This window comes from Pandoraea sp. NPDC087047, from assembly GCF_044745225.1.
Classification (GTDB): Bacteria; Pseudomonadota; Gammaproteobacteria; order Burkholderiales; family Burkholderiaceae; genus Pandoraea.
The window spans coordinates 78,445-103,577 of the sequence record NZ_JBIUZU010000008.1 but is presented as its reverse complement, the minus strand read 5'-3'; the positions used below and the strand labels follow the sequence as shown (position 1 = coordinate 103,577).

Annotated in this window: 25 protein-coding genes and 1 pseudogene; 8 read left to right on the top strand and 18 right to left on the bottom strand. The window is 64.4% G+C overall.

The genetic code is table 11. The features are described 5' to 3' along the window. The first annotated feature begins 3 nt into the window (after positions 1-3). From ACIPHM_RS16640 to ACIPHM_RS16625, 4 genes are read left to right on the top strand one after another with little or no spacing between them, the layout of a single operon-like run. Positions 4-924, top strand: coding sequence for an ABC transporter permease subunit (locus ACIPHM_RS16640; protein WP_400330261.1), 921 nt, complete (start codon positions 4-6; stop codon positions 922-924). Continuing rightward, positions 921-1,925: an ABC transporter ATP-binding protein gene (locus ACIPHM_RS16635; protein ID WP_400330258.1), complete on the top strand. Its 1,005-nt coding sequence runs from the start codon at positions 921-923 to the stop codon at positions 1,923-1,925. Before ACIPHM_RS16640 ends, ACIPHM_RS16635 begins: the two co-directional genes overlap by 4 nt. Continuing rightward, complete coding sequence (locus ACIPHM_RS16630; protein ID WP_400330255.1) at positions 1,922-2,950, top strand: peptide ABC transporter ATP-binding protein; 1,029 nt, start codon at positions 1,922-1,924, stop codon at positions 2,948-2,950. Before ACIPHM_RS16635 ends, ACIPHM_RS16630 begins: the two co-directional genes overlap by 4 nt. Continuing rightward, the gene (locus ACIPHM_RS16625; protein ID WP_400330253.1) at positions 2,947-3,948 is read left to right on the top strand and encodes a TraB/GumN family protein; all 1,002 of its coding nucleotides are present in this window, start codon (positions 2,947-2,949) and stop codon (positions 3,946-3,948) included. Before ACIPHM_RS16630 ends, ACIPHM_RS16625 begins: the two co-directional genes overlap by 4 nt. Positions 3,949-3,991: 43 nt before the next feature. On the opposite strand, the gene ureG is transcribed toward ACIPHM_RS16625, so the two are convergent. The 12 genes and pseudogenes from ureG to ACIPHM_RS16565 all read right to left on the bottom strand — a co-directional run bounded on the left by ureG (position 3,992) and on the right by ACIPHM_RS16565 (position 13,494). Then, on the bottom strand, positions 3,992-4,630 hold the full coding sequence (gene ureG / locus ACIPHM_RS16620; protein WP_150689638.1) for an urease accessory protein UreG: 639 nt from the start codon (positions 4,628-4,630) through the stop codon (positions 3,992-3,994). A gap of 83 nt (positions 4,631-4,713) precedes the next feature. Continuing rightward, positions 4,714-5,439, bottom strand: a complete 726-nt coding sequence (locus ACIPHM_RS16615; protein ID WP_400330250.1) for an urease accessory protein UreF — start codon at positions 5,437-5,439, stop codon at positions 4,714-4,716. 151 nt (positions 5,440-5,590) lie between these two features. Continuing rightward, a pseudogene (gene ureE, locus ACIPHM_RS16610) lies at positions 5,591-6,241 on the bottom strand (urease accessory protein UreE); the annotation flags it as partial. 60 nt (positions 6,242-6,301) lie between these two features. Beyond that, positions 6,302-8,002, bottom strand: a complete 1,701-nt coding sequence (gene ureC / locus ACIPHM_RS16605; RefSeq protein WP_400330247.1) for an urease subunit alpha — start codon at positions 8,000-8,002, stop codon at positions 6,302-6,304. Then, complete coding sequence (locus ACIPHM_RS16600) at positions 7,999-8,304, bottom strand: urease subunit beta (RefSeq protein ID WP_400330244.1); 306 nt, start codon at positions 8,302-8,304, stop codon at positions 7,999-8,001. Before ACIPHM_RS16600 ends, ureC begins: the two co-directional genes overlap by 4 nt. A gap of 39 nt (positions 8,305-8,343) precedes the next feature. Then, on the bottom strand, positions 8,344-9,009 hold the full coding sequence (locus ACIPHM_RS16595; RefSeq protein ID WP_400330242.1) for a HupE/UreJ family protein: 666 nt from the start codon (positions 9,007-9,009) through the stop codon (positions 8,344-8,346). Between the two features lie 118 nt (positions 9,010-9,127). Then, a complete protein-coding gene (locus ACIPHM_RS16590) occupies positions 9,128-9,430 on the bottom strand; it encodes an urease subunit gamma (protein ID WP_039394912.1) in 303 nt (100 codons plus the stop codon). A gap of 173 nt (positions 9,431-9,603) precedes the next feature. After that, positions 9,604-10,326 carry an amino acid ABC transporter ATP-binding protein gene (locus ACIPHM_RS16585; protein ID WP_400330239.1) on the bottom strand — a complete coding sequence of 241 codons (723 nt, stop codon included), beginning with the start codon at positions 10,324-10,326 and terminating at the stop codon, positions 9,604-9,606. Then, a complete protein-coding gene (locus tag ACIPHM_RS16580) occupies positions 10,313-10,963 on the bottom strand; it encodes an amino acid ABC transporter permease (protein ID WP_400330237.1) in 651 nt (216 codons plus the stop codon). The genes ACIPHM_RS16585 and ACIPHM_RS16580 overlap by 14 nt, the downstream gene beginning before the upstream one ends. Beyond that, on the bottom strand, positions 10,960-11,640 hold the full coding sequence (locus ACIPHM_RS16575) for an amino acid ABC transporter permease (RefSeq protein WP_400330234.1): 681 nt from the start codon (positions 11,638-11,640) through the stop codon (positions 10,960-10,962). The genes ACIPHM_RS16580 and ACIPHM_RS16575 overlap by 4 nt, the downstream gene beginning before the upstream one ends. A gap of 70 nt (positions 11,641-11,710) precedes the next feature. After that, a complete protein-coding gene (locus ACIPHM_RS16570; protein WP_400330849.1) occupies positions 11,711-12,481 on the bottom strand; it encodes a transporter substrate-binding domain-containing protein in 771 nt (256 codons plus the stop codon). A gap of 551 nt (positions 12,482-13,032) precedes the next feature. Next, positions 13,033-13,494, bottom strand: a complete 462-nt coding sequence (locus ACIPHM_RS16565; RefSeq protein ID WP_400330846.1) for a MarR family winged helix-turn-helix transcriptional regulator — start codon at positions 13,492-13,494, stop codon at positions 13,033-13,035. A gap of 147 nt (positions 13,495-13,641) precedes the next feature. On the opposite strand from ACIPHM_RS16565, the gene ACIPHM_RS16560 reads away from it, so the two are divergent. Both ACIPHM_RS16560 and ACIPHM_RS16555 read left to right on the top strand, forming a co-directional pair. Then, positions 13,642-14,052, top strand: coding sequence for an organic hydroperoxide resistance protein (locus ACIPHM_RS16560; RefSeq protein ID WP_400330232.1), 411 nt, complete (start codon positions 13,642-13,644; stop codon positions 14,050-14,052). Between the two features lie 34 nt (positions 14,053-14,086). Then, positions 14,087-15,418, top strand: coding sequence for an epoxide hydrolase family protein (locus ACIPHM_RS16555; protein WP_400330230.1), 1,332 nt, complete (start codon positions 14,087-14,089; stop codon positions 15,416-15,418). Between the two features lie 103 nt (positions 15,419-15,521). Here ACIPHM_RS16555 and ACIPHM_RS16550 read toward each other — a convergent pair whose 3' ends face one another. The 6 genes from ACIPHM_RS16550 to urtA all read right to left on the bottom strand — a co-directional run bounded on the left by ACIPHM_RS16550 (position 15,522) and on the right by urtA (position 22,133). Next, the gene (locus ACIPHM_RS16550) at positions 15,522-16,415 is read right to left on the bottom strand and encodes an urease accessory protein UreD (RefSeq protein WP_400330227.1); all 894 of its coding nucleotides are present in this window, start codon (positions 16,413-16,415) and stop codon (positions 15,522-15,524) included. A gap of 49 nt (positions 16,416-16,464) precedes the next feature. Continuing rightward, complete coding sequence (gene urtE, locus ACIPHM_RS16545) at positions 16,465-17,166, bottom strand: urea ABC transporter ATP-binding subunit UrtE (RefSeq protein ID WP_400330224.1); 702 nt, start codon at positions 17,164-17,166, stop codon at positions 16,465-16,467. A 2-nt stretch (positions 17,167-17,168) separates the two neighbouring features. Beyond that, positions 17,169-17,954: an urea ABC transporter ATP-binding protein UrtD gene (gene urtD / locus ACIPHM_RS16540; protein ID WP_400330844.1), complete on the bottom strand. Its 786-nt coding sequence runs from the start codon at positions 17,952-17,954 to the stop codon at positions 17,169-17,171. An 83-nt stretch (positions 17,955-18,037) separates the two neighbouring features. Then, complete coding sequence (gene urtC, locus ACIPHM_RS16535; RefSeq protein WP_400330222.1) at positions 18,038-19,240, bottom strand: urea ABC transporter permease subunit UrtC; 1,203 nt, start codon at positions 19,238-19,240, stop codon at positions 18,038-18,040. Then, a complete protein-coding gene (gene urtB, locus ACIPHM_RS16530; protein ID WP_400330219.1) occupies positions 19,241-20,872 on the bottom strand; it encodes an urea ABC transporter permease subunit UrtB in 1,632 nt (543 codons plus the stop codon). It lies immediately after the preceding gene. A 64-nt stretch (positions 20,873-20,936) separates the two neighbouring features. Beyond that, positions 20,937-22,133: an urea ABC transporter substrate-binding protein gene (gene urtA / locus ACIPHM_RS16525; protein WP_400330841.1), complete on the bottom strand. Its 1,197-nt coding sequence runs from the start codon at positions 22,131-22,133 to the stop codon at positions 20,937-20,939. A 582-nt stretch (positions 22,134-22,715) separates the two neighbouring features. On the opposite strand from urtA, the gene ACIPHM_RS16520 reads away from it, so the two are divergent. Next, positions 22,716-24,002, top strand: coding sequence for an MFS transporter (locus tag ACIPHM_RS16520; protein ID WP_400330216.1), 1,287 nt, complete (start codon positions 22,716-22,718; stop codon positions 24,000-24,002). A gap of 20 nt (positions 24,003-24,022) precedes the next feature. Beyond that, positions 24,023-25,003 carry a GlxA family transcriptional regulator gene (locus ACIPHM_RS16515; protein WP_400330213.1) on the top strand — a complete coding sequence of 327 codons (981 nt, stop codon included), beginning with the start codon at positions 24,023-24,025 and terminating at the stop codon, positions 25,001-25,003. The last annotated feature ends 130 nt before the right edge of the window (positions 25,004-25,133 follow it).

Sequence of the window (25,133 nt, the reverse complement as noted above, 5' to 3'; positions counted from 1 at the left end):
ACGATGAGTGACACGCCTGCTACGCTGCCGCCTCCCGCCGCTGTGACGGCCACGCCCCGAGGGCGTCTGATCCGGGAGTTTCTGCGCAGCTTCACCGCTAACCGTGGCGCGACCGCCGCGGCCATCATCCTGTTGCTGATGTTCGCGGCCGCGATTCTCGCGCCGCTGATCGCACCGCACAGCCCCATCGAGCAATATCGCGACTTCGTGAAGATTCCGCCCGCCTGGTTCGAAGACGGCAATGCGAGGTTCCTGCTTGGCACCGACGAGGCCGGGCGCGACATGCTTTCGCGTCTGATTTACGGCGCGCGTCTGTCGTTCTGGATTGGCCTGTCGTCGGTGGTGCTATCGCTGATTCCCGGGATTCTGCTCGGGCTGCTGGCCGCGTTCTTCCAGCGCTGGCTCGACACGCCGATCATGCGTCTGATGGACGTGATGATGGCGCTGCCGTCGCTGCTGCTGGCCGTGGCCGTGGTGGCGGTTATCGGCCCGGGGCTCGCCAACACGACCATCGCCATCGCGATTGTGACGTTGCCGGCGTACGTGCGTCTGACGCGTGCGGCAGCGATCGGCGAGTTGCAGCGCGAGTATGTTGTCGCCTCGCGCATGGCCGGGGCGGGCACGTTGCGGCTGATGTTCTCAACGGTGCTGCCGAACTGCGCGGCGCCGCTCATCGTGCAGGCCACGCTGAGTTTTTCGGTGGCCATTCTCGATGCGGCAGCGCTCGGCTTTCTCGGCCTCGGCGTGCAACCGCCGCTCGCCGAGTGGGGCTCGATGCTCGCGTCTGCGCGCGACTATATGGAAAGTGCCTGGTGGATCGTGACGCTGCCGGGACTTGCGATCGTCATCTCGGTCCTTGCCATCAACCTGGTCGGCGACGGCCTGCGCGATGCACTCGACCCCAAACTGAAACGAATCGCATGAGTCTGCTCTCCATTCGAAATCTATCGGTCGACTTCGACGGCGCACGCGCGGTCGACGCCATCGACCTCGACGTCGGCCAGGGCGAGATTCTCGGCGTGGTCGGCGAATCCGGTTCGGGCAAGAGCGTGACGATGCTCGCGCTCATGGGCCTGATCGACGCACCCGGCCGTGTCACCGCCGACCAGGTGTCCTTTGACGGCAAAGACCTGTTGCACGCGTCGAATCGCGCGCGTCGCAATATCGTCGGGCGCGACGTATCGATGATCTTTCAGGACGCGCTCACCAGCCTGAACCCGAGCTACACCATCGGCTATCAGATCGGTGAGGTGCTGCGCCGTCACATGGGACTGCGCGGACGGGCGCTGCGAGACCGTATCGTCGAGCTGCTGGCGCAAGTCGAGATTCCCGACGCCGCGAACCGGCTCGGCGCCTATCCGCATCAGCTCTCCGGCGGGATGAACCAGCGGGTCATGATCGCGATGGCGATTGCGTGTCGCCCCAAGCTGCTGATTGCCGACGAACCGACGACCGCGCTCGACGTCACCATTCAGGCGCAGATCATGGCGCTGTTGCTGCAATTGCAGAAGGATTACGGCATGTCGCTCGTGCTGATTTCGCACGATCTCGCGGTCGTGGCCGAAGTCGCGCACCGGGTGGCCGTGATGTATGCAGGGCAGGTGATCGAAGTCCAGCAGGTGCCGGCATTGTTCGACGCGCCGCACCATCCCTATACGGAAGCGCTGCTCAGCGCGATTCCCGAGCACAACCGCGGTGTGCGCCGTCTGCATACGCTGCCGGGGGTGGTGCCGGGGCGCGACGACCGTCCGGCGGGTTGTCTGCTCTCGCCGCGCTGTCCCTACGCCGACGATCACTGTCGCGAGGTGCGGCCCGCGCTGACGCCCTATGTTGGGCCGAGCGCCGTGGGGTCGCCGCTGGTGCGATGCTTCAAACCGCTGCCGCATGCGGTGGCGGGTGGACAGACGATGGGAGGGGCGCTATGAGTGAAACGGTTTTCGCGACGCCTCCGGAAGCCCCGCAGGCCGGCGCACCGGATGGCCGCGTGGTGCTGGCCGCGCAGGATCTGGCGCGCTTCTACACGGTGAACCGCGGTTTCATGCGGGGGCAGGCGAGTGTCAAGGCGCTCAATGGCGTGTCGTTCGAGCTCAAGGCCGGCCGCACGCTGGCCGTCGTCGGCGAGTCGGGGTGCGGCAAATCGACGCTGGCGCGGGTGCTGACGTTGATCGAAACCCCCACGTCCGGCAGGCTTTTTGTCGACGCGGTCGAGACGACGTCGGCGTCGGCGGGCGAACTGGCGCCGCTGCGCACGCGTATCCAGATGGTGTTTCAGAACCCGTATGCGTCGCTCAACCCGCGCAAGACGGTAGGGCAGGCGCTCGATGAGCCGCTGGCCATCAATACGTCGCTCAGCCGCGCCGAGCGGGGCGAGAAGGTCGCCGCGATGATGCGCACCGTCGGCCTGCGTCCCGAGCATGTGGCCCGTTATCCGCACATGTTCTCGGGCGGTCAGCGCCAGCGCGTGGCGATTGCCCGGGCGATGATCCTGTCGCCGGCCATCGTGGTGGCCGACGAGCCCGTTTCGGCCCTGGATGTCTCAATTCAGGCACAGATCCTGAATCTTTTCATGGATTTGCAGGACCGATACGCGACGAGTTACGTATTCGTGTCGCATAATCTCGCGGTAGTTGAGCATGTGGCCGACGACGTCATGGTGATGTATCTCGGCCGCGCGGTCGAACACGGTCCCAAGGCCGCCGTGTTCGGCAAGCCGCTGCATCCGTACACCAAGGCGTTGATGTCGGCGACACCGGCGATCAAGGCGTCCGAGCGGCGCGTGAAGATTGCGCTGTTTGGCGAACTGCCGTCGCCGCTGCGTCCGCCGCCCGGGTGTGCGTTTGCACCGCGCTGTCCGTATGCCATCGACCGTTGCCGTGAGGAAGTGCCGCAATTGCGCGAACTCGAAGGACGTCTGGTGGCGTGCCATCGGGTTGAAGACATTGAGGGATGACGAGATTGGGTGGACCACCACGCGCGACGCATGTGCGCCGGGGCGTTGCATTGACCGGCTGGCTGCTGGGTTGCTTGCTGATGACGCTTGCCGTCACGCTGGACGCGGCGTCGAGCGCGACGCCGCGCGCGATGGTGCCGCGAACCTTCCCGCTGGTGGTACCGGAGCCCGGCGAGCCGCCGCCGGGCGCCAATCTCCCGTTCTACGAAGCCCGCAAGGGCGACATGACCATCTACGTGATGGGCACCCTGCACGTCGGCAAGCCCGACGACTATCCGTTTCGCAAAGTGGTGGTCGATGCGTTGCGCGTGTCGAAGGTGGTGGCGTTCGAGCTGTCGCCTGACGATCTGACGATGTCTCAGGACGACGTGCAGAAATACGGCATGTGTGCGCGCGCCTGTCTGCCGAGGCTGATCCCGGCGCCGCTATGGCGCCAGTTGCGCGACCGTCTCAAGGGCAACCCGGCGATGCTCTCCGAGATTCGCCATATGCGGCCGTGGCTGGCGGCGCTGCTCGTCGAGACACTCGATTCGATGGGTGCCGATCTGCAAACGGAGTACGGCACCGAAAACCAGTTGGAGAACATCTATCGCGGCCGCATTGTGGGCCTTGAGTCGCTCGCCGAGCAGATGGATGCGTTTACCGGGCTGACAGCGGCCCAGCAAAATGAACTGCTCGCACAGGAACTGGTGCTGACGCCCAAAACGGCGACGGCACAGGTGCAGGAGTTGCACCGCCTGTGGCGCGCGGGCGACGCGGAACTGGTATTCGACTGGTCGCAGACCAAGGCCGCACAAGTGCGTCGCAACGTGGCGCTGGCCGACGCCATCGACGAGCGCATTCTCTACTCGCGCAACCGGCGTTTTCTGGCGCGCATGCTGTTCCTGGCGGACCCGGGCAAGCCGGTTTTCGTCGCCGTCGGCACGTTGCATCTGGGTGGCCCGCACGGGGTGCTCCAACTGCTGCGCGAGCACGGCTTCTCGGTCGCGCAGCGGTAGGGGGAAGCGGGCATCGCTGCAACGCCTCGCCCCACGCATCTCCTCAAGCCAGCATGCCTCGAGCCTCGATAAAGCTGATGATTTCCTGAAGGCCCTTGCCTTCCTTCATATTTCCCATCACGAACGGACGCATGCCGCGCATCTTCTGCGTGTCCGAACGCATGATGTCGAGCGACGCCCCGACGTACGGCGCCAGGTCCGTTTTGTTGATCACCAGGAGGTCCGACTTGGTAATGCCGGGTCCGCCCTTGCGCGGAATCTTCTCGCCGCCGGCCACATCGATCACGTAGATCGTCAGGTCCGAGAGTTCCGGGCTGAACGTCGCGGCGAGGTTGTCGCCACCGGATTCGATGAAGACGACGTCGGCGTCGGGGAAGCGCTCCAGCATCCGTTCGACGGCTTCGAGGTTGATCGAAGCGTCTTCGCGAATGGCCGTGTGCGGGCAGCCGCCGGTCTCGACGCCGAGAATGCGCTCAGGCTCCAGCGCACCGGCGACCGTCAGAAGCCGCTGGTCTTCCTTCGTGTAGATGTCGTTGGTGATGACGACGAGATCGTAGCGCTCGCGCATGGCTTTGCAGAGCATCTCGGTCAGGGTGGTCTTGCCGGAGCCGACCGGGCCTCCGATGCCGACACGCAGCGGCGGATTCTTCTTGGTACGACGGGCGTTGGCAGATGTCGTCATGGCGAATGTCGTGGGTGGCGGTGAAATAGCGAAATGGCGAAATGACGAAACAGCAAAAAACGGAAGACGCGACGTCCAGTGTCCTACGAACGGAACAGCCGTGAGTACTGTGTCTCGTGACGCGACGCCAGAATGGCGAGCGCCGGGGAAAACGTGTTGATCCGCGCATCGGGAAGCGATGCTGCCCGATGCGCGGCCTCGACCACGCGAGGGCGTAGCGCGACGATCACCCGTTGCGCGGCAAGCTGTCCGAGCGGAACCGCCTTGAGCGCACCGGCCACCTGATTCTCCAGCCAGCTGAATGCGTAGGCGACGAGCGTGTCCGCCAGCGGTGCGCCGTGCGTCAGCGCCGCGAAGGCGAACGCCGTCGGTAATGCAATCGGCTTGATGGCCGCGAGATGCTCGCGCTGGCTAGCGTCGCCCCATTCGAGCGACAGGGCGAGTTGCGTGAGCGACCAGCCCATCTGTTCGGTTTCGGCGCGTAGCTCGGCGGCTTCGCGGCTGGCAAGCAACCAGTCGTTCGCATGCCTGAGCGCTGCGACATCGCCCGCCTGCCAGTAACGCCACTGTCGGGCAAGCAGGGCCATTTCGCCGGTGGTGAAGACGCCGTCGAGCTGACTCGCGATCCAGTGCTCGGCGCTGGGGGCATCGTGAATGATGCCGTGTTCGACCGCCGCCTCGAGGCCCTGCGAATAGCTGAAGGCGCCGATCGGCAGTGCCGGCGAGGCGAGATGCAGCAGCGCCGCGAGCGACTGGAGCGACGCCGCTGCGACCGGCTCAGTGAGAGGACTGGCCAGACTTGCCGTCATCGTTCGCACTCGTTGGGAGGGACGCGCTGCCCGCATCGGTCGACGGGGCGTGTCCGCATTCGGGGCCGTGCACATGCACGTGGCCGTGACCGTCGTCATGCGAATGCGCATGCGTGCAGCCGGGACCGTGCGCGCGATCGTGCAAGGCATCGTGTGAATGATCGTGACCGCAGCCGGGACCGTGAACGTGGCCGTGAGAGTGCGAATGATCGTGGCCGCAGTCCGGACCGTGAACATGTCCGTTGCCGCCCTCGTGGTCGTGACCATGTTCGTGATCGTGCGAATGCCCGTGGTGTTCGTGGAACACCCGCTGCGCCAGGGCGAAGTCCTCCTCATAGGTCGCGTCGTGGCCGTGTTTATGGCCGCCACCGTAGGCGCCCGCTTCGGGTTCGAACGGCATCAACGCTTCGGCAACGTCGACGTCGAGCCGCAGCAGCATGTCGCGCAGCACCGGATCGTATTCGAGCTTGAGATAGCCGTCGCCCACTTCGACCGGCGTATGACGGTTGCCGAGGTGATACGCTGCGCGCGTGAGCGCGAGCGGCGCGGCGGCCGTCACGAGCAGCACCGTCTCCGGCGCGGCTTCCACGCGAATGAGGCCGCCGTCGTCGGCAACCAACACGTCGCCACCGCGCAGCACGGTGCCGCGCGGCAGGAACAGGGCGACGTCTTCACCGGTGGCGAGCGTTGCGCGAAGACGACTCTTGCTGCGCGCGTCGAACGGCAGCACCAGGGCAGGTGCACGGCGGGCGAGCGGCGCGGCGATGCGTCCGGCGTCGAGGCGTTTCTCGACGCGACGCAGGGCCGTCGAAGACGAGGTGTTGTCGGCAGACGCGGGCGATTCGGAATCTTGCGGCATGGTTCAGAAGAGGAAGTAGCGTTGCGCCATCGGCAGCACGGTCGCTGGCTCGCACGTCAGCAATTGACCGTCTGCGATGACCTGATAGGTCTCGGGGTCGACGCTGATCTGCGGCAGCCAGTCGTTGTTGATCATGTTGGCCTTGGTCACCTGCCGGATATTGCGCACCGGCACGATGCGCTTGGCCAGACCGAAACGGCCGGCCACGTCGCCATCGTACGCCGCTTGCGATACGAACGTCAGGCACGTGCGCGCCAGCGCACCGGCACGCGCGCCGAACATCTCGCGGTAGTGCACCGGCTGAGGTGTGGGGATCGACGCATTCGGGTCGCCCATCAGCGCCGTCGTAATCATGCCGCCCTTGAGAATCAGCGACGGTTTGACCCCGAAGAACGCCGGCTCCCACAACACCAGATCGGCCCACTTGCCCACTTCGACCGAGCCGATTTCATGGGCCATGCCGTGCGTGATCGCCGGGTTGATCGTGTACTTCGCCACATAGCGCTTGACGCGGAAGTTGTCCGACTGCGAGGAATCCGTGCCGAGCGTGCCGCGCTGCACCTTCATCTTGTGGGCCGTCTGCCAGGTGCGCATGACGACTTCGCCAACGCGTCCCATGGCCTGCGAGTCCGACGAAATCATCGACAGCGCGCCCAGGTCGTGCAGGATGTCCTCGGCGGCAATCGTCTCGCGGCGAATACGCGACTCGGCAAACGCGATGTCTTCCGCAATGGCCGGGTCGAGGTGATGGCAGACCATCAGCATGTCGAGGTGTTCGTCGAGCGTGTTGATGGTGTAAGGCCGTGTCGGATTGGTGGACGACGGCAGCACGTTTGCCTCGCCGCACACTTTCAGGATGTCCGGTGCGTGACCGCCCCCGGCACCCTCGGTGTGGTACGTGTGGATCGTGCGGCCCTTGATGGCCGCAACGGTCGCTTCGACGAAGCCGCCTTCATTGAGCGTGTCGGTGTGGATCGCGACCTGGGTATCGGTGGCGTCGGCCACCGACAGACAGGCGTCGATGGCCGCCGGCGTGGAGCCCCAGTCTTCGTGCAGCTTCAGGCCGATGGCGCCGGCCTCGATCTGCTCCATCAACGGTTCGGGCTGGCTGACGTTGCCCTTGCCGAGAAAGCCGAGGTTGATCGGCCAGCCGTCGGCGGCCTGCAACATGCGCTCCATGTGCCATGGACCCGGCGTGCAGGTGGTCGCGTTCGTGCCGGTGGCGGGGCCGGTGCCGCCGCCGAGCAACGTCGTCACACCGGACGACAGCGCTTCTTCGATCTGCTGCGGGCAGATGAAGTGGATGTGCGAATCGATGCCACCCGCCGTGACGATCATGCCCTCGCCGGCGATGACTTCCGTCGCACCGCCCAGCGGGATCGTCACGCCGGGCTGGATATCGGGATTGCCCGCTTTGCCGATGCCCCAGATACGTCCGTCCTTGAGGCCGATGTCGGCTTTGACGATGCCCCAATGGTCGATGATGACGGCATTCGTGATGACGGTATCCACCACGTCGGCACGGGTGCGTTGCGATTGCCCCATGCCGTCGCGAATCACCTTGCCGCCGCCGAACTTCACCTCTTCGCCGTAGATCGTGTAGTCGCGCTCGATCTCGACGACAAGTTCCGTGTCGGCCAGACGCAGCCGGTCGCCCGTGGTGGGGCCGAACATTTCCGCATACGCGCGGCGAGAAATCTTCATAGCGCCCCCATGACACGGCCCGCAAAGCCATAGACGCGACGATCTCCCGCCAGCGCCACCAGTTCGACCGTACGTTGTTGTCCCGGCTCGAAGCGCACCGCCGTACCGGCAGCAATGTTCAGACGGAAGCCGCGCGTTGCCTCACGGTCGAATTGCAGGGCGTCGTTGACTTCATAGAAGTGGAAATGCGAGCCGATCTGAATCGGCCGGTCGCCGGTGTTGGCGACGGTCACGCTGAGGGTTGGACGATCCGCGTTCAACGTGATCTCGCCTGCGGCGGGTAGCAATTCTCCGGGAATCATCTGCGTCTCCGTCTCTGAGAGGGGGGGCGAATGCCGGGGTCAGGTCGCGGCGGCGAGCAGCGTCACGCCGTAGGCGAGCACACCGGCGCCAAGCACGCGTGGCACCCACACCGTGCGATGACGCAGCGCCACCCCGGCGGCGATACCGATGCAATGCAGCATGCCGGTCGCGACCAGGAAGCCGCCCATGTAGTGCATGGCGCTCGCTTCTGCGGGCAATTCCGCGCCGTGCGCGAAGCCGTGGAAGACCGCGAACGCGCCCACGATGGCGGCACCCGCCCAGCCCGGCAATTGCGCGCGCGTGGCGAGCATCAGGCCGAGTACGAGCAACGAGACGGCGATCATCGGCTCGACGCCCGGCAGCGCAAACCAATGCGCCATGCCGAGCAGACCACCGGCGGCGAGCATGGCGACGAAGGCGAGCGGCGCAGCCCACACGCGCTTGGACGTGAGCGAACTCCACAGGCCGACAACGATCATCGCGCACAGGTGATCGGCACCGGTGAGCGGATGCAGGAAACCGGCGGCGAAGCTGCTGGCGGCATCGTGTCCCGGATGCCCCGGGTGTGCGAGTGCGACACCCGACGTCGCCAGCAGTGCGAGGCCGGTCGCTGCGCGGGCGAGGCGTCGGCGCGAGTCGGTGGCGGGCGTTGCGCAAGCGGGGGTTGCTTCGCAGCGGTCGTGAGTGTTTTGGTGGCGGGCCATGGGGGGCGTCCTAAGCGTGTTGTTATCGATGGCAGGTAAATCGATTGACTCACTCGAATGACTCACGCGCGTGGGTTGCGAAAGGTAGAGCCCCGCAACGCAAACGCGCGTATGAAGTTCAGGGAATCGGGTGATGCACGGTGACGAGCTTGGTGCCGTCGGGGAAGGTGGCTTCGACCTGAATATCCGGAATCATTTCGGGCACCCCTTCCATGACGTCGTCACGGGTGAGCAGCGTCGTGCCGTAGTGCATGAGGTCGGCAACGGTACGTCCGTCGCGCGCGCCCTCCATGAGTGCGGCACTGATGAAGGCCACGGCCTCCGGGTAGTTCAGTTTCAGGCCGCGTGCGCGCCGGCGTTCGGCGAGCAGGGCGGCGGTGAAAATGAGCAGCTTGTCTTTTTCGCGCGGAGTGAGCTTCATCGTGGGGGGTGAATTTCAATGCGAAGGGTTCATGGGACGGACGCCGCTGCCGCTCATCATAAGCACGAGTTCAACGTCGCGCCAACGGGTTTTGTATGTGCTGCGCGATGCACCACAAGCGTGCGAAAAAACGCACTGTGCGAGTTGGTTTCGCGCAGCGGCACCGATCCGCTTCATTGGCAGATGAACCGCTGCAATTCCGGCGTCGCGGGCTGCGTGAAGAGCTGCTCCGGATCGCCGGATTCCCAGATCTTGCCTTGATGCATGAATACCACGCGGTCCGAGACATGACGGGCGAAGCGCATCTCGTGCGTGACGAGAATCAGCGTCATGCCTTCGGCGGCGAGGTCTTCGAGCACCTTGAGGACTTCGGCGACCAGCTCCGGATCGAGCGCCGACGTAATTTCGTCGCACAGGAGCACGGCCGGATGCATGGCCAGCGAGCGCGCAATCGCCACGCGCTGCTGCTGGCCGCCCGAGAGTTGCGACGGATAGCTGTCGAACTTGTCGGACAACCCGACCTTCGCGAGCATCGTGCGGGCGACTTCGCGCGCCTCGGCCTTCGACGTCTTCTTGACGACCTTCTGCGCGAGCATCACGTTTTCGCCTGCCGTCAGGTGCGGAAACAGGTTGTACTGCTGGAACACCATGCCGACCTTCAGACGCAGTGCGCGCAGATCGGTGTTGCGCGCGCCGACGAGCACGCCGTCCACGTCCACACTACCCGCGTCGAAGCGTTCGAGGCCATTGAGTGTGCGAAGCAACGTGCTCTTTCCCGAACCGCTCTTGCCGATGATCGACACGACCTGACCGCGCTCGACCTCCATGTCGATGCCTCGCAGCACGGGGTTCTCGCCGAAGCGCTTTTGCATGCCCCTGACTTTAATTAGCGACATGGAGTTTCCTTTCGAGATGACGCGCCCACAGCGACAGCGGATAGCAGGCAGCGAAGTAGAGCAGGGCGACGAGGCCGTACACGGTGAACGGCTGGAATGTCGCGTTGGTGAGCATGGTGCCGGTCTTGGTGAGTTCGTCGAAGCCGATGATCGATGCGAGCGCCGTGCTCTTGACGACCTGCACCGAGAACCCGACCGTCGGCGCGATGGCGATGCGAAGCGCTTGCGGCAGGATCACGTGGCGCAATTGTTCGCCGTAGCGCATGGCGAGACTGGACGACGCCTCCCACTGACCGTGCGGAATGGCGTCGACGCAGCCGCGCCAGATTTCCGTCAGATAGGCGCTCGTATAAAGCGTGAGGCACACGGCTGCCGCGACCCACGGCGACACTTCCAGACCGAGCAGCGGCAGGCCGAAGAACACCAGAAACAACTGCATGAGCAGCGGCGTGCCCTGGAAGATTTCGATGTAAAGCGCTACGGCGCGCGCGGCCCATTGCACGCGTCCGACGCGCACCACCAGCAGCATCAGCGCGACCAGTCCACCGAAAACGAAAGCGATACCCGAGAGCGCGAGCGTCCAGCGTCCGGCGAGCAACAGGCCGCGCAGCATGTCCCATGTGGAGAACTCGATCATCGCGCGCCTGCCTTGGTCATACCGCGGAACAGACGCCTTGCGCATCGCATCAGCACACGACGCAGCGCAATGGCGAGCACGAGATACACCGCCGTGACGATCAGATAACTCTCGAAGGCGCGGAACGTGCGCGACTGCACGAAGTTGGCGGCGTACGACAGATCGGGCACCGAGATCTGCGAGACGACGGCCGAGCCGAGCATCACGATCACGATCTGGCTGGCGAGCGCGGGGAACACCTTGGCGAACGCTTGCGGCAGGATCACGTGACGCAGGATCTGGCCACGCGTCATGGCGAGCGAGAGTCCCGCTTCGGAGAGTCCGCGCGGCACGGCGCGCATGCCCGCGCGGATGATCTCGGTCGCGTACGCGCCGAGGTTAAGGCTCATGGCGATGATGGCTGCGGTCGTCTCGTCGATATGAATGCCGAGACTGGGCAGGCCGAAGAAGATGAAGAAAAGCTGAACGATGAAAGGCGTGTTGCGGATCAGTTCGACATACAGGCCCGCGAAGAGCTTGGACCAGTTCGAACCTTCCTCGCGGGCGACGGCACACAGCGCGCCGACGATCACGCCGATGACCGTCGAGATGGCCGTGAGCGCGATCGTCAGCGCGGCGCCGCGTACGAACAGCATGAAGTATTGCCGCAGATCGGCAAAGTCGAGGACGTAATGCATTGGGGGCGGTCAGTGAGACGCGACGCTTCGCAAGTCAGGAAAGTCGGAGATATCGGCGCGACGTCGGCGATCAGAGGTCGGCCGGCAGCGGCATACCGAGCCACTTCTGCGAGACCTTGCCCAGCGAGCCGTCTTTCTTCGAGGCCGCGATGATCGCGTTGACCTTGGCGAGCAGACGCGGCTCGTTCTTGTTCAGGCCCACGAAGCACGGCGAGTTCTTGATGAGGAACTTCGGCTCGGGCAGCTTCGGCGGATGCTTGGCGAGAATCGCGGCGGCCACGACGTTGCCCGTGGCGACCAGCTGCACCTGACCCGAGAGGAACGCCGAGATCGTGCCGTTGTTGTCTTCGAAGCGCTTGATCGTGACGTCGGCCGGTGCGACCTTCGAGAGTTCGAGGTCTTCCACGGCGCCGCGCGTCACGCCGATGGTCTTGCCCGACAGATCGGCGGGCTTGGATACGGCGATGTCCTTCGGTCCGAACACACCGTTGTAGAACGGGGCGTAAGCGTCGGAGAAGTCGATGACTTTCTCGCGATCAGCGTTCTTGCCGAGGCTGGAGATGACGAGGTCGGCCTTGTTCGTCGTGAGATACGGCACACGGTTGGCGCTGGTCACAGGCACCAGTTCGAGCTTCACACCCATGCCCTTGGCGAGCAGTGCTGCGGTGTCGATGTCGTAGCCCGCGGGCTTCATGTCCGGGCCGATGGAGCCGAACGGCGGGAAGTCCTGCGGCACGGCCACACGCAACGTGCCGCGCTTGACGATGTCGTCGAGCCCGTCGGCGTGCGCGGCGCGCGGCATCGCCACGGCGACGACGGCGATGGTGCCCGCGGCGAGCATCAACGTGGTGAAGAGACGGCGGGCGCGGGCACGCGCGCCGAGCGTGGCAACGATGACGCTATGACGAAGGAGCGGCGGGACAGAACGGGTGAACGGCAGCATGGCGGCAACCTCGGAAATCGGGGGCGAAGCATTCCGGTAACAGGAGTGTTCCGGCGGCCGGCTCATCTGGTCTGACCGGTCGATACAGTGAAGTAGCAGGAATCGTGCCCGACGCTGCCGACCGGTGCGCAGGCTTACGGGATAAGGCGCAAGGGCACGTCAGCCAAGGATGGCCGAAGGGCTGCCAGACGCGATGACGATTGCGGTATGCCCGATGTTGGTGCGAAATCGGAAGCGCGCTCCGGGCGCAGCGCGATGGACGTCACCGTATTGGTGCGCGACGCCGATGTGCGCCAACTCGCCATTTCGTGGGTGCGACCGTTCGTGCTCGCGGGGAGGGGGAGCGACGAGCGGGGTGGTTCTGTCGACGACGCGCCAGGCGTTCGCTCTCGACTACCGGGGGATTGCGATGCGCGGCGCACCGATCCTCGCGGTTCCCGCGCGGCAAGCTATCGATCGGGGCTGGTGTGCTTGAGCAGGCTGTCGCGCAATTTCGCGATGGTTTTTTGCGTGCGCTCAAACTCTTCGGGGTTCAACCCGGTCGCCGCGACCAGATCGCGCTGGGCGCCTTTCTGGCGCAGGCGCTTGCCTTCTTCAGTCAGGCTGACGATGACCTGTCGCTCATCGGCAGGATCGCGCTGTCGACGCAAATAGCCGAGTTCTTCGAGCTTCTTCAGGATGGGCGTGAGCGTGTTCGATTCGAGGAACAGCTTCTCGCCCAACTGCTTCACGGAAATATTGTCGTCTTCCCAGAGCGCGACGATCGCGATCCATTGCGTATAGGTCACGCCAAGCGCTTCCAGAATGGGCTTGTAGGCGCGGCCAAAGGCCAGGTTGGCCGAGTACACCGCGAAGCACAAGAAGTCGGAAAGGTTAGGCAGCTTGGCGTCGGCAGTCTTCGATTTGCTCATGATGGTCCGGTGTCCTTGATCGTTCTCCGACATGTATCGTATCCGATTTAATCGGAAGGTGTTGACTTTCGATTTCTCTTGGCGCAACATGCATCGCATCCGATTTAATCGGATGATAATAAAATCAACACCCGAGAGGAAATCATCATGGCAAGCAAAGTTCTCTATACCGGCAAGACCCACACCACCGGCGGCCGCGACGGCTGGGCCCGAAGTTCCGATAGCAAGCTCGACATCAAGCTGTCCGCGCCCGGCTCAAGTGGCGTCGGCACGAACCCCGAGCAGCTTTTCGCCGCAGGCTGGTCCGCCTGCTTCATCGGCGCCATGGGGCTGGCCGCGGCCAAGCTGAAGATCCCGTTGCCCGCCGACACCGCCGTCGACGCCGAGGTCGACCTGGTCAATACCGACGGTGCTTACTTCCTTCAGGCGCGTCTGAACGTCCGACTGCCGGGTCTCGAGCGCGATGTCGCGCAGTCGCTCATCGACGCCGCTCACCAGACCTGCCCTTACTCCAAGGCAATCCGCAACAACATCGACGTCGAGCTCAACCTCGTTTAACGCATCAGTTGCCGCAATTTCCGGAGACATCGAAATGCAACCCGCAAAACGCTCGCGTCGCGTCCGTCCCACCCGTCTTATTGCCGTCTCGGCCGCGCTCATGTCCATGGGGCTGTTCACGTCCGTATGGGCCGATGCTGCGCAGCCCGCCAGCGCCGCTACGACGGCTACGGCGGCTGCGCAAGCCGTCGACACGTCCATTCGGCCGTTTCACTTCCACGCCTCGGCGCAGTCGCTGAAAGATCTGCGCCAGCGCATTGCCGCGACTAAATGGCCCAGCCGCGAACTGGTCAGCGACGACTCGCAGGGCGTGCAACTGGAGACGATGAAGAAGCTGGCGCAGTACTGGGCGAACGACTACGACTGGCGTCGCGTGGAGGCTAAGCTCGACGCCTTGCCGCAGTTCGTGACGAACATCGATGGCGTCGACATCCACTTCATCCATGTGCGCTCGAAGAACAAGAATGCATTGCCGATCATCATCACCCACGGCTGGCCCGGGTCGATCGTCGAGCAGATGAAGCTCATCGATCCGCTCACCAACCCGACGGCGCATGGCGGCAGCGCGGATGAGGCATTCGACGTTGTGATTCCTTCGCTGCCGGGATATGGCTTCTCCGGCAAACCGAACGAGCTTGGCTGGGATCCTGCGCACATCGCCCGTGCGTGGACGGAGTTGATGCGCCGGCTGGGTTACCAGCACTTTGTCGCGCAGGGAGGCGACTGGGGCGACGCGGTGACCGAACAGATGGCAGTTCAGGCACCGCCGGCGTTGCTCGCCATCCATACGAACATGCCGGGTGCCGTTCCGGACGAGATTCAAAAGTCGCTCGATGCCCACAAACCGGCACCCGCCGATTTATCGGCCGATGAAAAGCGCGCCTATGAACAGCTCGATTTCTTCTACTCGCACGGGCTGGGATACGCGCAGGAAATGACGGCGCGCCCGCAGACGCTGTACGCGATCGAGGATTCGCCGATCGGTCTGGCCGCGTGGATGCTCGACCATGATGCGCGGAGTTATCAACTGATTGCCCGGGTGTTCGATGGCAAGCGCGAGGGTCTGACGCGCGACGACATTCTGGACAACATCACGCTGTACTGGCTCACGAATACGGCCGTGTCGTCCGCCAGGTTGTATTGGGAGAATAAATTCGCTTTCTTCGCGCCCAAGGGCATCAAGATCCCGGTCGCGGTCAGCGCGTTCCCCGACGAGCTCTATCAGGCACCGGAGCGCTGGGTCAAACAGGCCTTTCCGAACCTGATCTACTACAGCCGTCCCGCCAAAGGGGGGCACTTCGCCGCCTGGGAACAGCCGGACACGTTGACGAAGGATCTGCGTGAGGCGTTCAAGTCAGTGCGTTGACCCGAAGGGGGCTGGTGCTGCGAAGAGGTGCGAGGGGCGCGAATACCCCGAGCGCACGAAGGGCGGAAGGGTTCCGCCCTTTTTCATGCTCCCGTCGATCAGATCACGTCGACCAGATGCGCAGTGGCTCGGCGGGTGCGCCGTGAACGAGGGGACGCAGCTTGAGCCAGTGCGCGATCAGCAACTGCCGCACTGTCTCCATGTCATGGCCCAGCACGCGCAGCACGAGCACATTGCCCGGCAGACAGGTGATGCCCGAGCGAACGTTGTCGTCGAACGGCAGCCCTTCGGCGAGCGACTCTGCCAGCTCGCGCGTACATGCCGGCCCCACGGCCCACAGCGCCGCGAAGACGGGGAAGCCTGCGAGGCCGGTCGCGCCGGTGCGCTGCGCATCATTTGCGCCGAGCACGGCCTGTTCTGCCCACAGCAGACGATCCTGCGCGTCGCGCAATTCGAAGTTCGAGCGCCAGCGGCCTTGCGTCCATTGCTCCCCTGCGGCCTGACGGCCGAGCAGCGTGGCATCCCAGCCGATTGCCGTGGCGTTTTCACCGAGTCGCACGGTGATGCGCTGACGCGCGTCGGCGTGTTCGAACACGATGTTCTCAAGCGGCAGCCAGTCGAGCTTTGCGCCGTCGTGCACGGTGAGCGTAATGTCCTGCGTGCCGAAGCGGCCTTGCGACTTGTACCACTTCGTCGCGCCGGGCGTGGTGAGCACGGCATGGGCGTTGCGACCGACGTCGATCTCGATGGACAGGGCGTCGCCGCCCGCAATGCCGCCGGGCGGATGCACGACCACGGCATGGCAAATGCCGGGGCCTTCCGGGTGCAAAGACTTCTGCACGACGAGCGGGCCCTGATGGCGTCGTGTCGCCAACGTCGAGCGTTCGCCGCGAAGCTCGAAGCCGAGCGTGAGCGAGGCGTTCCATCCCTGAGAGACGGAGGGGGCCTGCGTCGTCTCGGACGTTGACGAGGGGGCGGAAAAGCCAGCGTTGGACATGAAATTCAGGCGTACGGAGAGAGTGACGGATGTAGCACGGCGTGCTACCTCACACCGCCACCATATGCCGCACGCCGTCGGCTTCCATGTCCTTGCCCAGACCGCTCGCCACGATCGCGCCGCGGCTCATCACGCGATAGTGATCCGCCAGTTCGAGCGCGAAGTCGTAATACTGCTCGACGAGCAGCACCGTCATGCCGCGCTCGTCCACGAGACGCCGCAGCGTTCGGCCGATGTCCTTGATGATCGACGGCTGAATGCCCTCCGTCGGCTCATCGAGAATCAGCAGTTGCGGGTCGCTCATGAGGGCGCGTCCGATGGCGAGTTGCTGCTGTTGGCCGCCGGACAGATCGCCGCCGCGCCGCTGCTTCATGTCGCGCAACACGGGAAACAGTTCGTAGATATCGTCGGGCACGCCGCGTTTGGCCTCGCTTGACGGCCGGCTCGCCGCACCGATCAGCAGATTCTCTTCGACGGTAAGCCGCGGGAAGATCTCGCGTCCCTGCGGCACATACGCCAGTCCGCTCGACACGCGGGCGTAGGAGGGGGCAGACGTGAGCGTCGTGCCGCGCCACGCGATGCTGCCGGACTTCACCGGCACCACGCCCATGAGGCATTTGAGCAGCGTGGTCTTGCCGACCCCATTGCGCCCGAGCAGCACGGTGAGTTGCGCATCGGGCACCGTGAATTCCACGTTACGCAGGATGTGGCTGCCGCTGTAGTACTGATTGAGTGCGTGAATTTCCAGCATGGTCAGCGTCCCAGATACGATTCGATCACGCGCTCGTCGCGCTGCACGGCGTCGAGCGTGCCCTCGGCGAGTACCCGTCCCTCGGCCATCACCGTGACGAGTCCCGTCTCTCCCGCCAGCGCGGCGACGAACGCCATATCGTGCTCGACCACCATCATCGAGCAATGCCCGCGCAGACGACCCAGCAGTTCGGCCAACTGCGCCGTCTCTTCATCGGTCATGCCGGCGGCGGGTTCGTCGAGCAACAGCAGTTGCGGCTGCTGCATGAGCAGCATGCCGATCTCCAGCCGCTGCTTCTGGCCGTGCGACAACTGGCCTGCGCGCACGTGCGCCTGATGCGCCAGATGCGTGAGCGCCAGCACTTCCTCGATGCGATGGCGCATCGCCGGCGTGAGCATGGCCCACAGCGCGCGGAACCAGCGCTTGTCGCCCGCGCAGGCGAGTTCGAGGTTTTCCCACACGCTGTGCTGCTCGAACACCGTCGGCTTCTGAAACTTGCGGCCAACGCCCGCCTGCGCAATGGCGGGTTCGTCCAGTCGTGTGAGGTCGAGCGTCTGGCCGAGGAAGGCGCGTCCCGAGTCGGGACGTGTCTTGCCGGTGATCACGTCCATCATCGTCGTCTTGCCAGCGCCGTTTGGGCCGATGATGCAGCGCAGTTCGTCGGTCTTGATAGAGAGCGACAAATCGTTCAGCGCGCGAAAGCCGTCGAAGGAAACGCAGATGTTTTCCACGTAGAGGATGAGACCGTGCGACGTATCGATCTCGCCGGGCACCACGAGGTGCGACATCCCCGTGGTGTCGCCGCTGACATTGACGGTGACGGAGGCGTCCGGTGCGTCGGCCATCTGCCAACTGATGTCGGTATCGGGTCTCATGCGCGGTCTCCGGAAACGGGATGGGGCACATCGCCTTCGGCTGCGGCCGGGGCGTGCCGAGCGCGCTTGCGCGTGAGTTGTGCGACGAGGCCGAACACGCCTTGCGGCAGCAGCAGCGGTACGAGCACGAACATCGCGCCGAGGAAGAACAGCCAGTACTCCGCGAAGTAAGCCGTGAAGAAGCTCTTGGCCCCGTTGACGATGAACGCCCCGGCAATCGCGCCGATGAGCGAGCCGCGCCCGCCAATGGCGACCCAGATCGCCATTTCGATGGAGTTGACCGGCGCCATCTCGCTCGGGTTGATGATGCCGACCTGCGGCACGTACAGCGCCCCGGCAATACCGCACAGCATGGCCGACAACGTCCACACGAACAGCTTGTAGCTCAGCGGCCGGTAGCCGAGGAACATGGCGCGCGACTCGCCATCGCGAATGGCGGTGACGACACGCCCGAACTTCGACACCACCAGCGCCCGGCACAGCAGGAACGCGCCGACCAGCACGGCGAACGTCACCAGAAACAGCACCGTGCGTGTGTTCGCGGACGTGATCGAGTAGCCGAGAATGCGCTTGAAATCGGTGAAGCCGTTGTTGCCGCCGAAGCCGGTCTCGTTGCGATAGAACAGCAGCATCGCCGCGAAGGTGAGCGCCTGCGTGATGATCGACAGATACACGCCCTTCACGCGCGAGCGGAAGGCCAGATATCCGAAGATCCACGCGACGACACCCGGCAGCGCCACGACGAGAAACATCGCCCAGGCAAAATGCTCGGTACCGGTCCAGTACCACGGCAGAGACTTCCAGTCGAGAAACACCATGAAGTCCGGCAGATCGCTGTGATACACGCCGTCGCGACCGATGCCGCGCATCAGATACATCCCCATCGCATAGCCGCCGAGCGCGAAGAACAGGCCGTGGCCGAGGCTCAGAATGCCGCAGTAGCCCCACACCAGATCGAGCGCGAGTGCCGCGATGGCGTAGCACATGATCTTGCCGACGAGCGTCATGGCGTAGGCCGACAGGTGCAACGGGTGCGTGGCCGGCAGCACCAGCGCGCACACCGGCACGATCACCATCACGGCCAGCACGAACGCGAGGAGCACCGGGGCAACGTGCTTCGGCAGAAGCCGGGCGCGCGCCGGAACATCCAGCGGTGTCGAGGGCACGGTCCCTTCCGGCAAAAAGTTCGACGTCTGCATTCAGGCCTCCGCGCTGCGCCCTTTGAGCGCAAACATGCCCTGCGGGCGTTTCTGGATGAACAGGACGATCAGGATCAGCACGGCGATCTTGGCGAGCACGGCGCCCCACACCGGTTCGAGTAGCTTGTTGGCGATGCCCAGACCGAATGCGCCGACGATCGTCCCCGCGAGTTGGCCCACGCCGCCGAGCACCACGGCCATGAACGAGTCGATGATGTAGTTCTGCCCGAGGTCCGGGCCGACGTTGCCGATCTGCGAGAGCGCGCAGCCGCCCAGCCCGGCAATGCCCGCACCGAAGGCGAAGGCGTAGCTGTCGACGCGTCCCGTCTTCACGCCGACGCACGCGGCCATCGCGCGGTTCTGCGTCACCGCGCGAATGAACAGACCGAGGCGCGTGAGATTGAGCACCGACCACGTGAGCGCGACGACCACCAGCGCGAATACGAGAATCACGATGCGGTTGTACGGCAGCATCAGATTCGGCAGCACAGCGATGCCGCCACTCATCCACGACGGGTTGATGACTTCCACGTTCTGCGCGCCGAACAGTGTGCGCACCCCCTGAATCAACAGCAGACTGATACCGAAGGTCGTGAGCAGTGTCTCGAGCGGACGGCCGTACAGATGCTTGATGACGGTGCGCTCCAGCACGAAGCCGAGCGCGGCGGCCACGAGGAACGCGACGGGTACGGCGGCCACGAGATAGAAGTCGAATGCGCCCGGTAAAAAACGTTGAAAGAGCGTCTGCACCACATAAGTCGCGTACGCGCCGATCATCAGAAACTCGCCGTGCGCCATGTTGATGACGCCGATCAGACCATAGGTGATCGCCAGCCCCAGCGCGGCGAGCAACAGCACGCTGCCGAGCGACAGTCCGGCGAACACCGTGCCGAAGAACTCGCTGCGACGCTGCGCCGATGCCAACTGTGTGAGGGCGATGTCGGCGGCGCTGCGCACGGTGGCGTCGGGCTCCGCATAGGTGCCGTTAGCCTGTTTGGCGACGATGGGCAGCAGCAGATCGCGCATCTGCGGGTCGCCTGCGGCGGCGATCAGATCGATGGCTTCGCGACGCTTCTTCGGATCGGCATCGTGCAGCGCCGTTTGCGCCCAAAGCTGATCGAGACGCTTGCGCAGCGCCGGATCGGTTTCTTTCTGACGCGCCTGTTCGATGATCGCCTTGAAGGCGGGCGACGGGTTTTGCAGCATCGTATCGATGGCCTGCGCACGGGTGTCGTGATCCGGCGAGAGCAGGGCGCCGGCGGCGGCTGCGGTGGCGACCTTCGCGCGCAGCACGTTATTGAGCGTGAGCGATCCGGCGTCATCGGCCTTGACCGGCGCGCCCGTGATCGGATCGACGTATTTGTCGTCCTTCTGAATGGCAATGCGCTCACCCACGATCACGGCCGAGTCGTTGGCAAGTGCCTTGAGGAGTGCAACAGCCTGTGGCGATCCGTCTGCTGCGAGATGATCGATGGCTTGCGCCTTGGCGTCGAAATCGTCGCCCGCGAGCGCAGTGAGATCGGTGTCGCTTATGCCCGGTTGCGCCGCACGGGCCACGGAGGATATCGTCAGCGCAGCGCCCAGCGAAAGCAGGACAAGGGCGGCGGCGGTCCAGCGTCTTATCGTTATCATGCGAAACCTCGACATGCGCCGGAGGGCGGTGATGCGGCTCCGGCGCATGGAATGGAAGGGGGGATCAGACCTTGTCGGGCTTGCTTTCGTTACCCGCGATGAACGGGCTCCACGGTTGGGCGCGCACGGTCGACTTCGTCTTCCACACGACGTTGAACTGACCGTCCGGGCGGATTTCGCCGATCATCACCGGCTTGTGCAGGTGGTGGTTGCCGTCCATGACCATGTCGAAGCCGTCCGGCGACTTGAAGGACTGCCCGATCATTGCGGTGCGCACCTTGTCGACGTCGATGCTGCCGGCTTTCTCGACCGCCTGCTTCCACATATGCATGCCAACGTAGGTGGCTTCCATCGGATCGTTCGTCACGCGCTTGTCGCCGCCGGGCAAGCCCTTGGCCTTGACGTAAGCGAACCACTCTTTCTTGAACGAATCGTTGGTCGGGTTCTTCACCGACATGAAGTAGTTCCACGCGGCGAGGTGACCCACGAGCGGCCGGGTGTCGATGCCGCGCAGCTCCTCTTCACCGACGGAGAAGGCGACGACCGGCACGTCGGTGGCCTTGAGCCCCTGGTTGCCCAGTTCCTTGTAGAAAGGCACGTTCGAATCGCCGTTGATGGTCGAGATGACGGTGGTCTTGCCGCCCTGTGCGAACTGTTTGATGTTGGCGACGATGGTCTGATAGTCGCTGTGGCCGAACGGCGTGTAGACCTCCTGAATGTCCTTGTCGGCCACGCCCTTCGAGTGCAGGAAGGCGCGCAGGATCTTGTTGGTCGTGCGCGGGTAGACGTAGTCCGTGCCGAGCAGGAAGAAGCGCTTGGCGCTGCCGCCTTCATTGCCCATCAGGTATTCCACGGCGGGGATCGCCTGCTGGTTCGGCGCGGCGCCCGTGTAGAAGACGTTCTTCGACATCTCTTCGCCTTCGTACTGCACCGGGTAGTAGAGCAGGCCGTTGAGTTCTTCGAAGACCGGCAGAACCGATTTGCGCGACACCGATGTCCAGCAGCCGAATACGGCGGCGACCTTGTCCTTGGTGAGCAGTTGACGGGCCTTCTCAGCGAAGAGCGGCCAGTTCGATGCCGGGTCGACGACGACGGCTTCGAGCGGGCGGCCCATCACGCCGCCGCGGGCGTTGATGTCGGCGATGGTCATGAGGGCGACGTCCTTGAGCGACGTCTCCGAGATAGCCATGGTGCCCGAGAGCGAGTGCAGGATACCGATCTTGATGGGCTGCTTGCTCTGCGCGAACAAGTTGGGTGCCATGCCGGTAAGCGATGCGGCGCCCGAGAGGGCCGCCATCTGGAGTAGCGTGCGTCGTTTCATGGTACGTCTTCCCCTTTCCTGGTTAGACCGGTGGATCCGGTATCCACTGACTAACGCAAGGGCCGTGCCAGCGTCGCTTGCTCCCGTACGGACGGCAGCTTCAGACGGCCTTGACCGACGTGACGCGTGCCCCCGGAAAGCCCTGAATTCACCTTGGTATTCAGACTTGCATCCAAGTTTGCATCCGTGCAATGACGCGGTGACGAGAACGAGGCATCGTCCGTTCGGCCGAGGCCGGCACGACGCGCGCGAAACACGATGGTGCGGTGGCGCGCTGTGTTGGTGCGCACCGATTTGGCGCGACTTCCGTGTGAGCGCGCGGCCGCTCGCGTCGAAGGGGCGGCCGGGGGGCATGGCGGTGCATGGGGGTATCGGCCGGGGTGATGCGTGTTGACGGCGTTTTGAGGGCGCGTTGAGCTTCGCGGCGTGGCATTTTTTGATGCATGATTGGCATTCGTGCCAAAACGGCCGACGGCAAGATGAGGGCTCCCAACGATTCCCGACTTGTTCGACAACACACTCATGACCGATCTCGTTGCCGGGCGCGCCGCGCCACCTTCCGAACCCAGCGATCCCGAACAGGCATCGCATCTGCGACGTCGTCTGGGCCGGCGCTACGCCGCCGTGCTCGCCGCTTGTCAGGCGCTGTACACCGCGGCGTTGTCCGTCGATCTCACGCTGACCGGGCTCGTGGGCTACATGCTGGCGTCCGATAAAGGCTACGCGACGCTGCCGTTCTCCTTGATTACCGTCGCCTCGGCCATCACGACGATCTTCGCGTCGATACTGATCCAACGTTTCGGCCAACGCATGGGCTTCGCGCTGGGGGCGTTGTTCGGCACGGTCGGCGGGCTGGTGTCGGTGATGGCGATCTACGAGCGGCATTTCGCGATGTTCTGCGCTGGCACGGCGTGTGTGGGGGTGTTTCAGGCGTTTGCGCGTTACTACCGGTTGGCGGCGGCTGACGTGGTGCCTGTCGAGGACAAGCCGCGTGCGATCTCCATCGTGCTGACGGGCGGGGTGATTGCCGCAGTGATCGGACCGGCGCTGGCGGCGGGCAGCAAGGACTGGCTCGCACCGGTGACGTTCGCGGGCTCGTATCTCGTCGTCACGCTGCTCTCGGGAATATCGTTGCTGTTGCTCGTCGGCTTTCTGCGCGACTTGCCGGTGCATGCGGCGGGCGGGGCGACGGGCAACGCTGCCGAGTTACCTGCGCGTCCGCTCGGCGAGATCATGCGTCAGCCCATCTATATGGCCGCGTTGGCCAACAACCTGATCGGCTTCATGGTGATGATGTTCGTGATGACGGCGACGCCGATTGCGGCCGTGGCGTGCGGACACAGCATCGACGATGGGGCGCACATCATCGAGTGGCATCTGGTCGGAATGTATGCGCCGTCGTTCTTCTCGGGATATCTCGTCAAACGCTGGGGTGTGGTGCCGGTGCTGCTGGCAGGCATTGCGATGAGCGCCCTGTGCGGCGTGCTGGCGCTGATGTCGACCAGTCTGCCGTACTTCTATGCGGCGCTGGCGTTTCTGGGCGTCGGCTGGAACTTCATGTTTGTCGGTGGCACGACGTTGCTCACCATGTCGTATCGACCTGCGGAGCGGGCGCGGGCTCAGGCTGCGAATGAATTCATCACCTTCGCCGGGACCGCGATCTCGAGTCTGTTCGCGGGGCAACTGCTCGCTCGCTTCGGCTGGGCCACCATCAATCAGGCGACCTTCCCGTTGCTGGCGATCGCGGCGCTGGCGACTGTGTGGTACGCCGTCGAAGCGAAGCGCCGTCCGGTGCAAGCGGCGGCGTGACGTCAGGAACCCCATTCATCATGAGCCAACCCCGTCTCGTTGCCTTTCTCATCGTGCCGCCGTTTGTGCTGCTGGATCTGGCAGGACCGCTTGACGCGTTCCACGCCGTCATCCGCAACTTCTCGGAGCGGGGGCAGGAGGCGCCGTATCGCACTGTCGTGGTGTCCGAGCACGGCGGCCCGGTGGAGACGGGGTCCGGCATCACACTGCATACGGAGCCGATGCGGGCGCTGAATGAGATGCAGGTCGACACGCTTGTCGCGGTGGGCGGTGCGGTGGCGCATCGTCCGGCGGTGCCGGGGGCAGTGGGCGATTGGTTGCGCGACTACGCGCCAAACGTGCGACGCGTGTGTTCGGTGTGCGTGGGGGCGTTCATTCTGGGATCGGCGGGGCTGTTGAACGGACGTCGCGCGACAACGCACTGGCTGGACACGGCGATGTTGCAGACGTGTTTTCCGCAGGCGCGGGTCGAGTCCGATCCGATTTACGTGCGCGACGAACCGGTGTGGACGTCGGCCGGTATCACGGCGGGCATCGACCTCGGGCTTGCGCTGATCGAGGACGATTGCGGTGTCGACGTAGCGTTGCAGGCCGCGCGCCGGCTGGTGGTGTTTCTCAAGCGCGCAGGCGGGCAATCGCAATTCAGTCCCCCGTTGCAGGAACAGGTTGCGGCGGGTGCCCCGTTCGGCGATTTGCATGCGTGGATGTCCGAGCGGCTGGACGGCGATCTGTCGGTGATACGACTGGCCGAGCAGGCAAATATGAGCCCCCGGACGTTTGCACGCAGCTATCTCGCGCGAACCGGATCGACCCCGGCGAAAGCGGTGGAACGCATGCGTCTGGAAGCCGCCCGCTTCGCACTGCTCGATTCGGATGTGCCGCTAAAACGCATTGCCGCGCGCGTTGGCTTCGGCGACGAACAAAACCTGCGCCGCGCGTTTCAACGTCAATACGGTGTGACGCCGGTGGCGTATCGGGAAAGGTTTGGCGTGAGCGTCTGAAAATCGTCAAGGGAGTGTTCATCCCGGCCGGCTACTGCAAGTTGCGTAGCACTGCGCCCGCATTCTTTCGGAATTCTCCAATTTCAAAACGGACCTCTTGCGGTCAATACTCTTACTCTTCCCCACCCGC

What these genes read in the sequence shown, in the direction of transcription:
- ACIPHM_RS16640 (WP_400330261.1), top strand. Translation starts at nt 4, where the DNA reads ATGAGTGACACGCCTGCTACGCTGCCGCCTCCCGCCGCTGTGACGGCC.
- ACIPHM_RS16635 (WP_400330258.1), top strand. Translation starts at nt 921, where the DNA reads ATGAGTCTGCTCTCCATTCGAAATCTATCGGTCGACTTCGACGGCGCA.
- ACIPHM_RS16630 (WP_400330255.1), top strand. Translation starts at nt 1,922, where the DNA reads ATGAGTGAAACGGTTTTCGCGACGCCTCCGGAAGCCCCGCAGGCCGGC.
- ACIPHM_RS16625 (WP_400330253.1), top strand. Translation starts at nt 2,947, where the DNA reads ATGACGAGATTGGGTGGACCACCACGCGCGACGCATGTGCGCCGGGGC.
- ureG (WP_150689638.1), bottom strand. Translation starts at nt 4,630, where the DNA reads ATGACGACATCTGCCAACGCCCGTCGTACCAAGAAGAATCCGCCGCTG.
- ACIPHM_RS16615 (WP_400330250.1), bottom strand. Translation starts at nt 5,439, where the DNA reads ATGACGGCAAGTCTGGCCAGTCCTCTCACTGAGCCGGTCGCAGCGGCG.
- ureC (WP_400330247.1), bottom strand. Translation starts at nt 8,002, where the DNA reads ATGAAGATTTCTCGCCGCGCGTATGCGGAAATGTTCGGCCCCACCACG.
- ACIPHM_RS16600 (WP_400330244.1), bottom strand. Translation starts at nt 8,304, where the DNA reads ATGATTCCCGGAGAATTGCTACCCGCCGCAGGCGAGATCACGTTGAAC.
- ACIPHM_RS16595 (WP_400330242.1), bottom strand. Translation starts at nt 9,009, where the DNA reads ATGGCCCGCCACCAAAACACTCACGACCGCTGCGAAGCAACCCCCGCT.
- ACIPHM_RS16590 (WP_039394912.1), bottom strand. Translation starts at nt 9,430, where the DNA reads ATGAAGCTCACTCCGCGCGAAAAAGACAAGCTGCTCATTTTCACCGCC.
- ACIPHM_RS16585 (WP_400330239.1), bottom strand. Translation starts at nt 10,326, where the DNA reads ATGTCGCTAATTAAAGTCAGGGGCATGCAAAAGCGCTTCGGCGAGAAC.
- ACIPHM_RS16580 (WP_400330237.1), bottom strand. Translation starts at nt 10,963, where the DNA reads ATGATCGAGTTCTCCACATGGGACATGCTGCGCGGCCTGTTGCTCGCC.
- ACIPHM_RS16575 (WP_400330234.1), bottom strand. Translation starts at nt 11,640, where the DNA reads ATGCATTACGTCCTCGACTTTGCCGATCTGCGGCAATACTTCATGCTG.
- ACIPHM_RS16570 (WP_400330849.1), bottom strand. Translation starts at nt 12,481, where the DNA reads ATGCTCGCCGCGGGCACCATCGCCGTCGTCGCCGTGGCGATGCCGCGC.
- ACIPHM_RS16565 (WP_400330846.1), bottom strand. Translation starts at nt 13,494, where the DNA reads ATGAGCAAATCGAAGACTGCCGACGCCAAGCTGCCTAACCTTTCCGAC.
- ACIPHM_RS16560 (WP_400330232.1), top strand. Translation starts at nt 13,642, where the DNA reads ATGGCAAGCAAAGTTCTCTATACCGGCAAGACCCACACCACCGGCGGC.
- ACIPHM_RS16555 (WP_400330230.1), top strand. Translation starts at nt 14,087, where the DNA reads ATGCAACCCGCAAAACGCTCGCGTCGCGTCCGTCCCACCCGTCTTATT.
- ACIPHM_RS16550 (WP_400330227.1), bottom strand. Translation starts at nt 16,415, where the DNA reads ATGTCCAACGCTGGCTTTTCCGCCCCCTCGTCAACGTCCGAGACGACG.
- urtE (WP_400330224.1), bottom strand. Translation starts at nt 17,166, where the DNA reads ATGCTGGAAATTCACGCACTCAATCAGTACTACAGCGGCAGCCACATC.
- urtD (WP_400330844.1), bottom strand. Translation starts at nt 17,954, where the DNA reads ATGTCGCACCTCGTGGTGCCCGGCGAGATCGATACGTCGCACGGTCTC.
- urtC (WP_400330222.1), bottom strand. Translation starts at nt 19,240, where the DNA reads ATGCAGACGTCGAACTTTTTGCCGGAAGGGACCGTGCCCTCGACACCG.
- urtB (WP_400330219.1), bottom strand. Translation starts at nt 20,872, where the DNA reads ATGATAACGATAAGACGCTGGACCGCCGCCGCCCTTGTCCTGCTTTCG.
- urtA (WP_400330841.1), bottom strand. Translation starts at nt 22,133, where the DNA reads ATGGCACCCAACTTGTTCGCGCAGAGCAAGCAGCCCATCAAGATCGGT.
- ACIPHM_RS16520 (WP_400330216.1), top strand. Translation starts at nt 22,716, where the DNA reads ATGACCGATCTCGTTGCCGGGCGCGCCGCGCCACCTTCCGAACCCAGC.
- ACIPHM_RS16515 (WP_400330213.1), top strand. Translation starts at nt 24,023, where the DNA reads ATGAGCCAACCCCGTCTCGTTGCCTTTCTCATCGTGCCGCCGTTTGTG.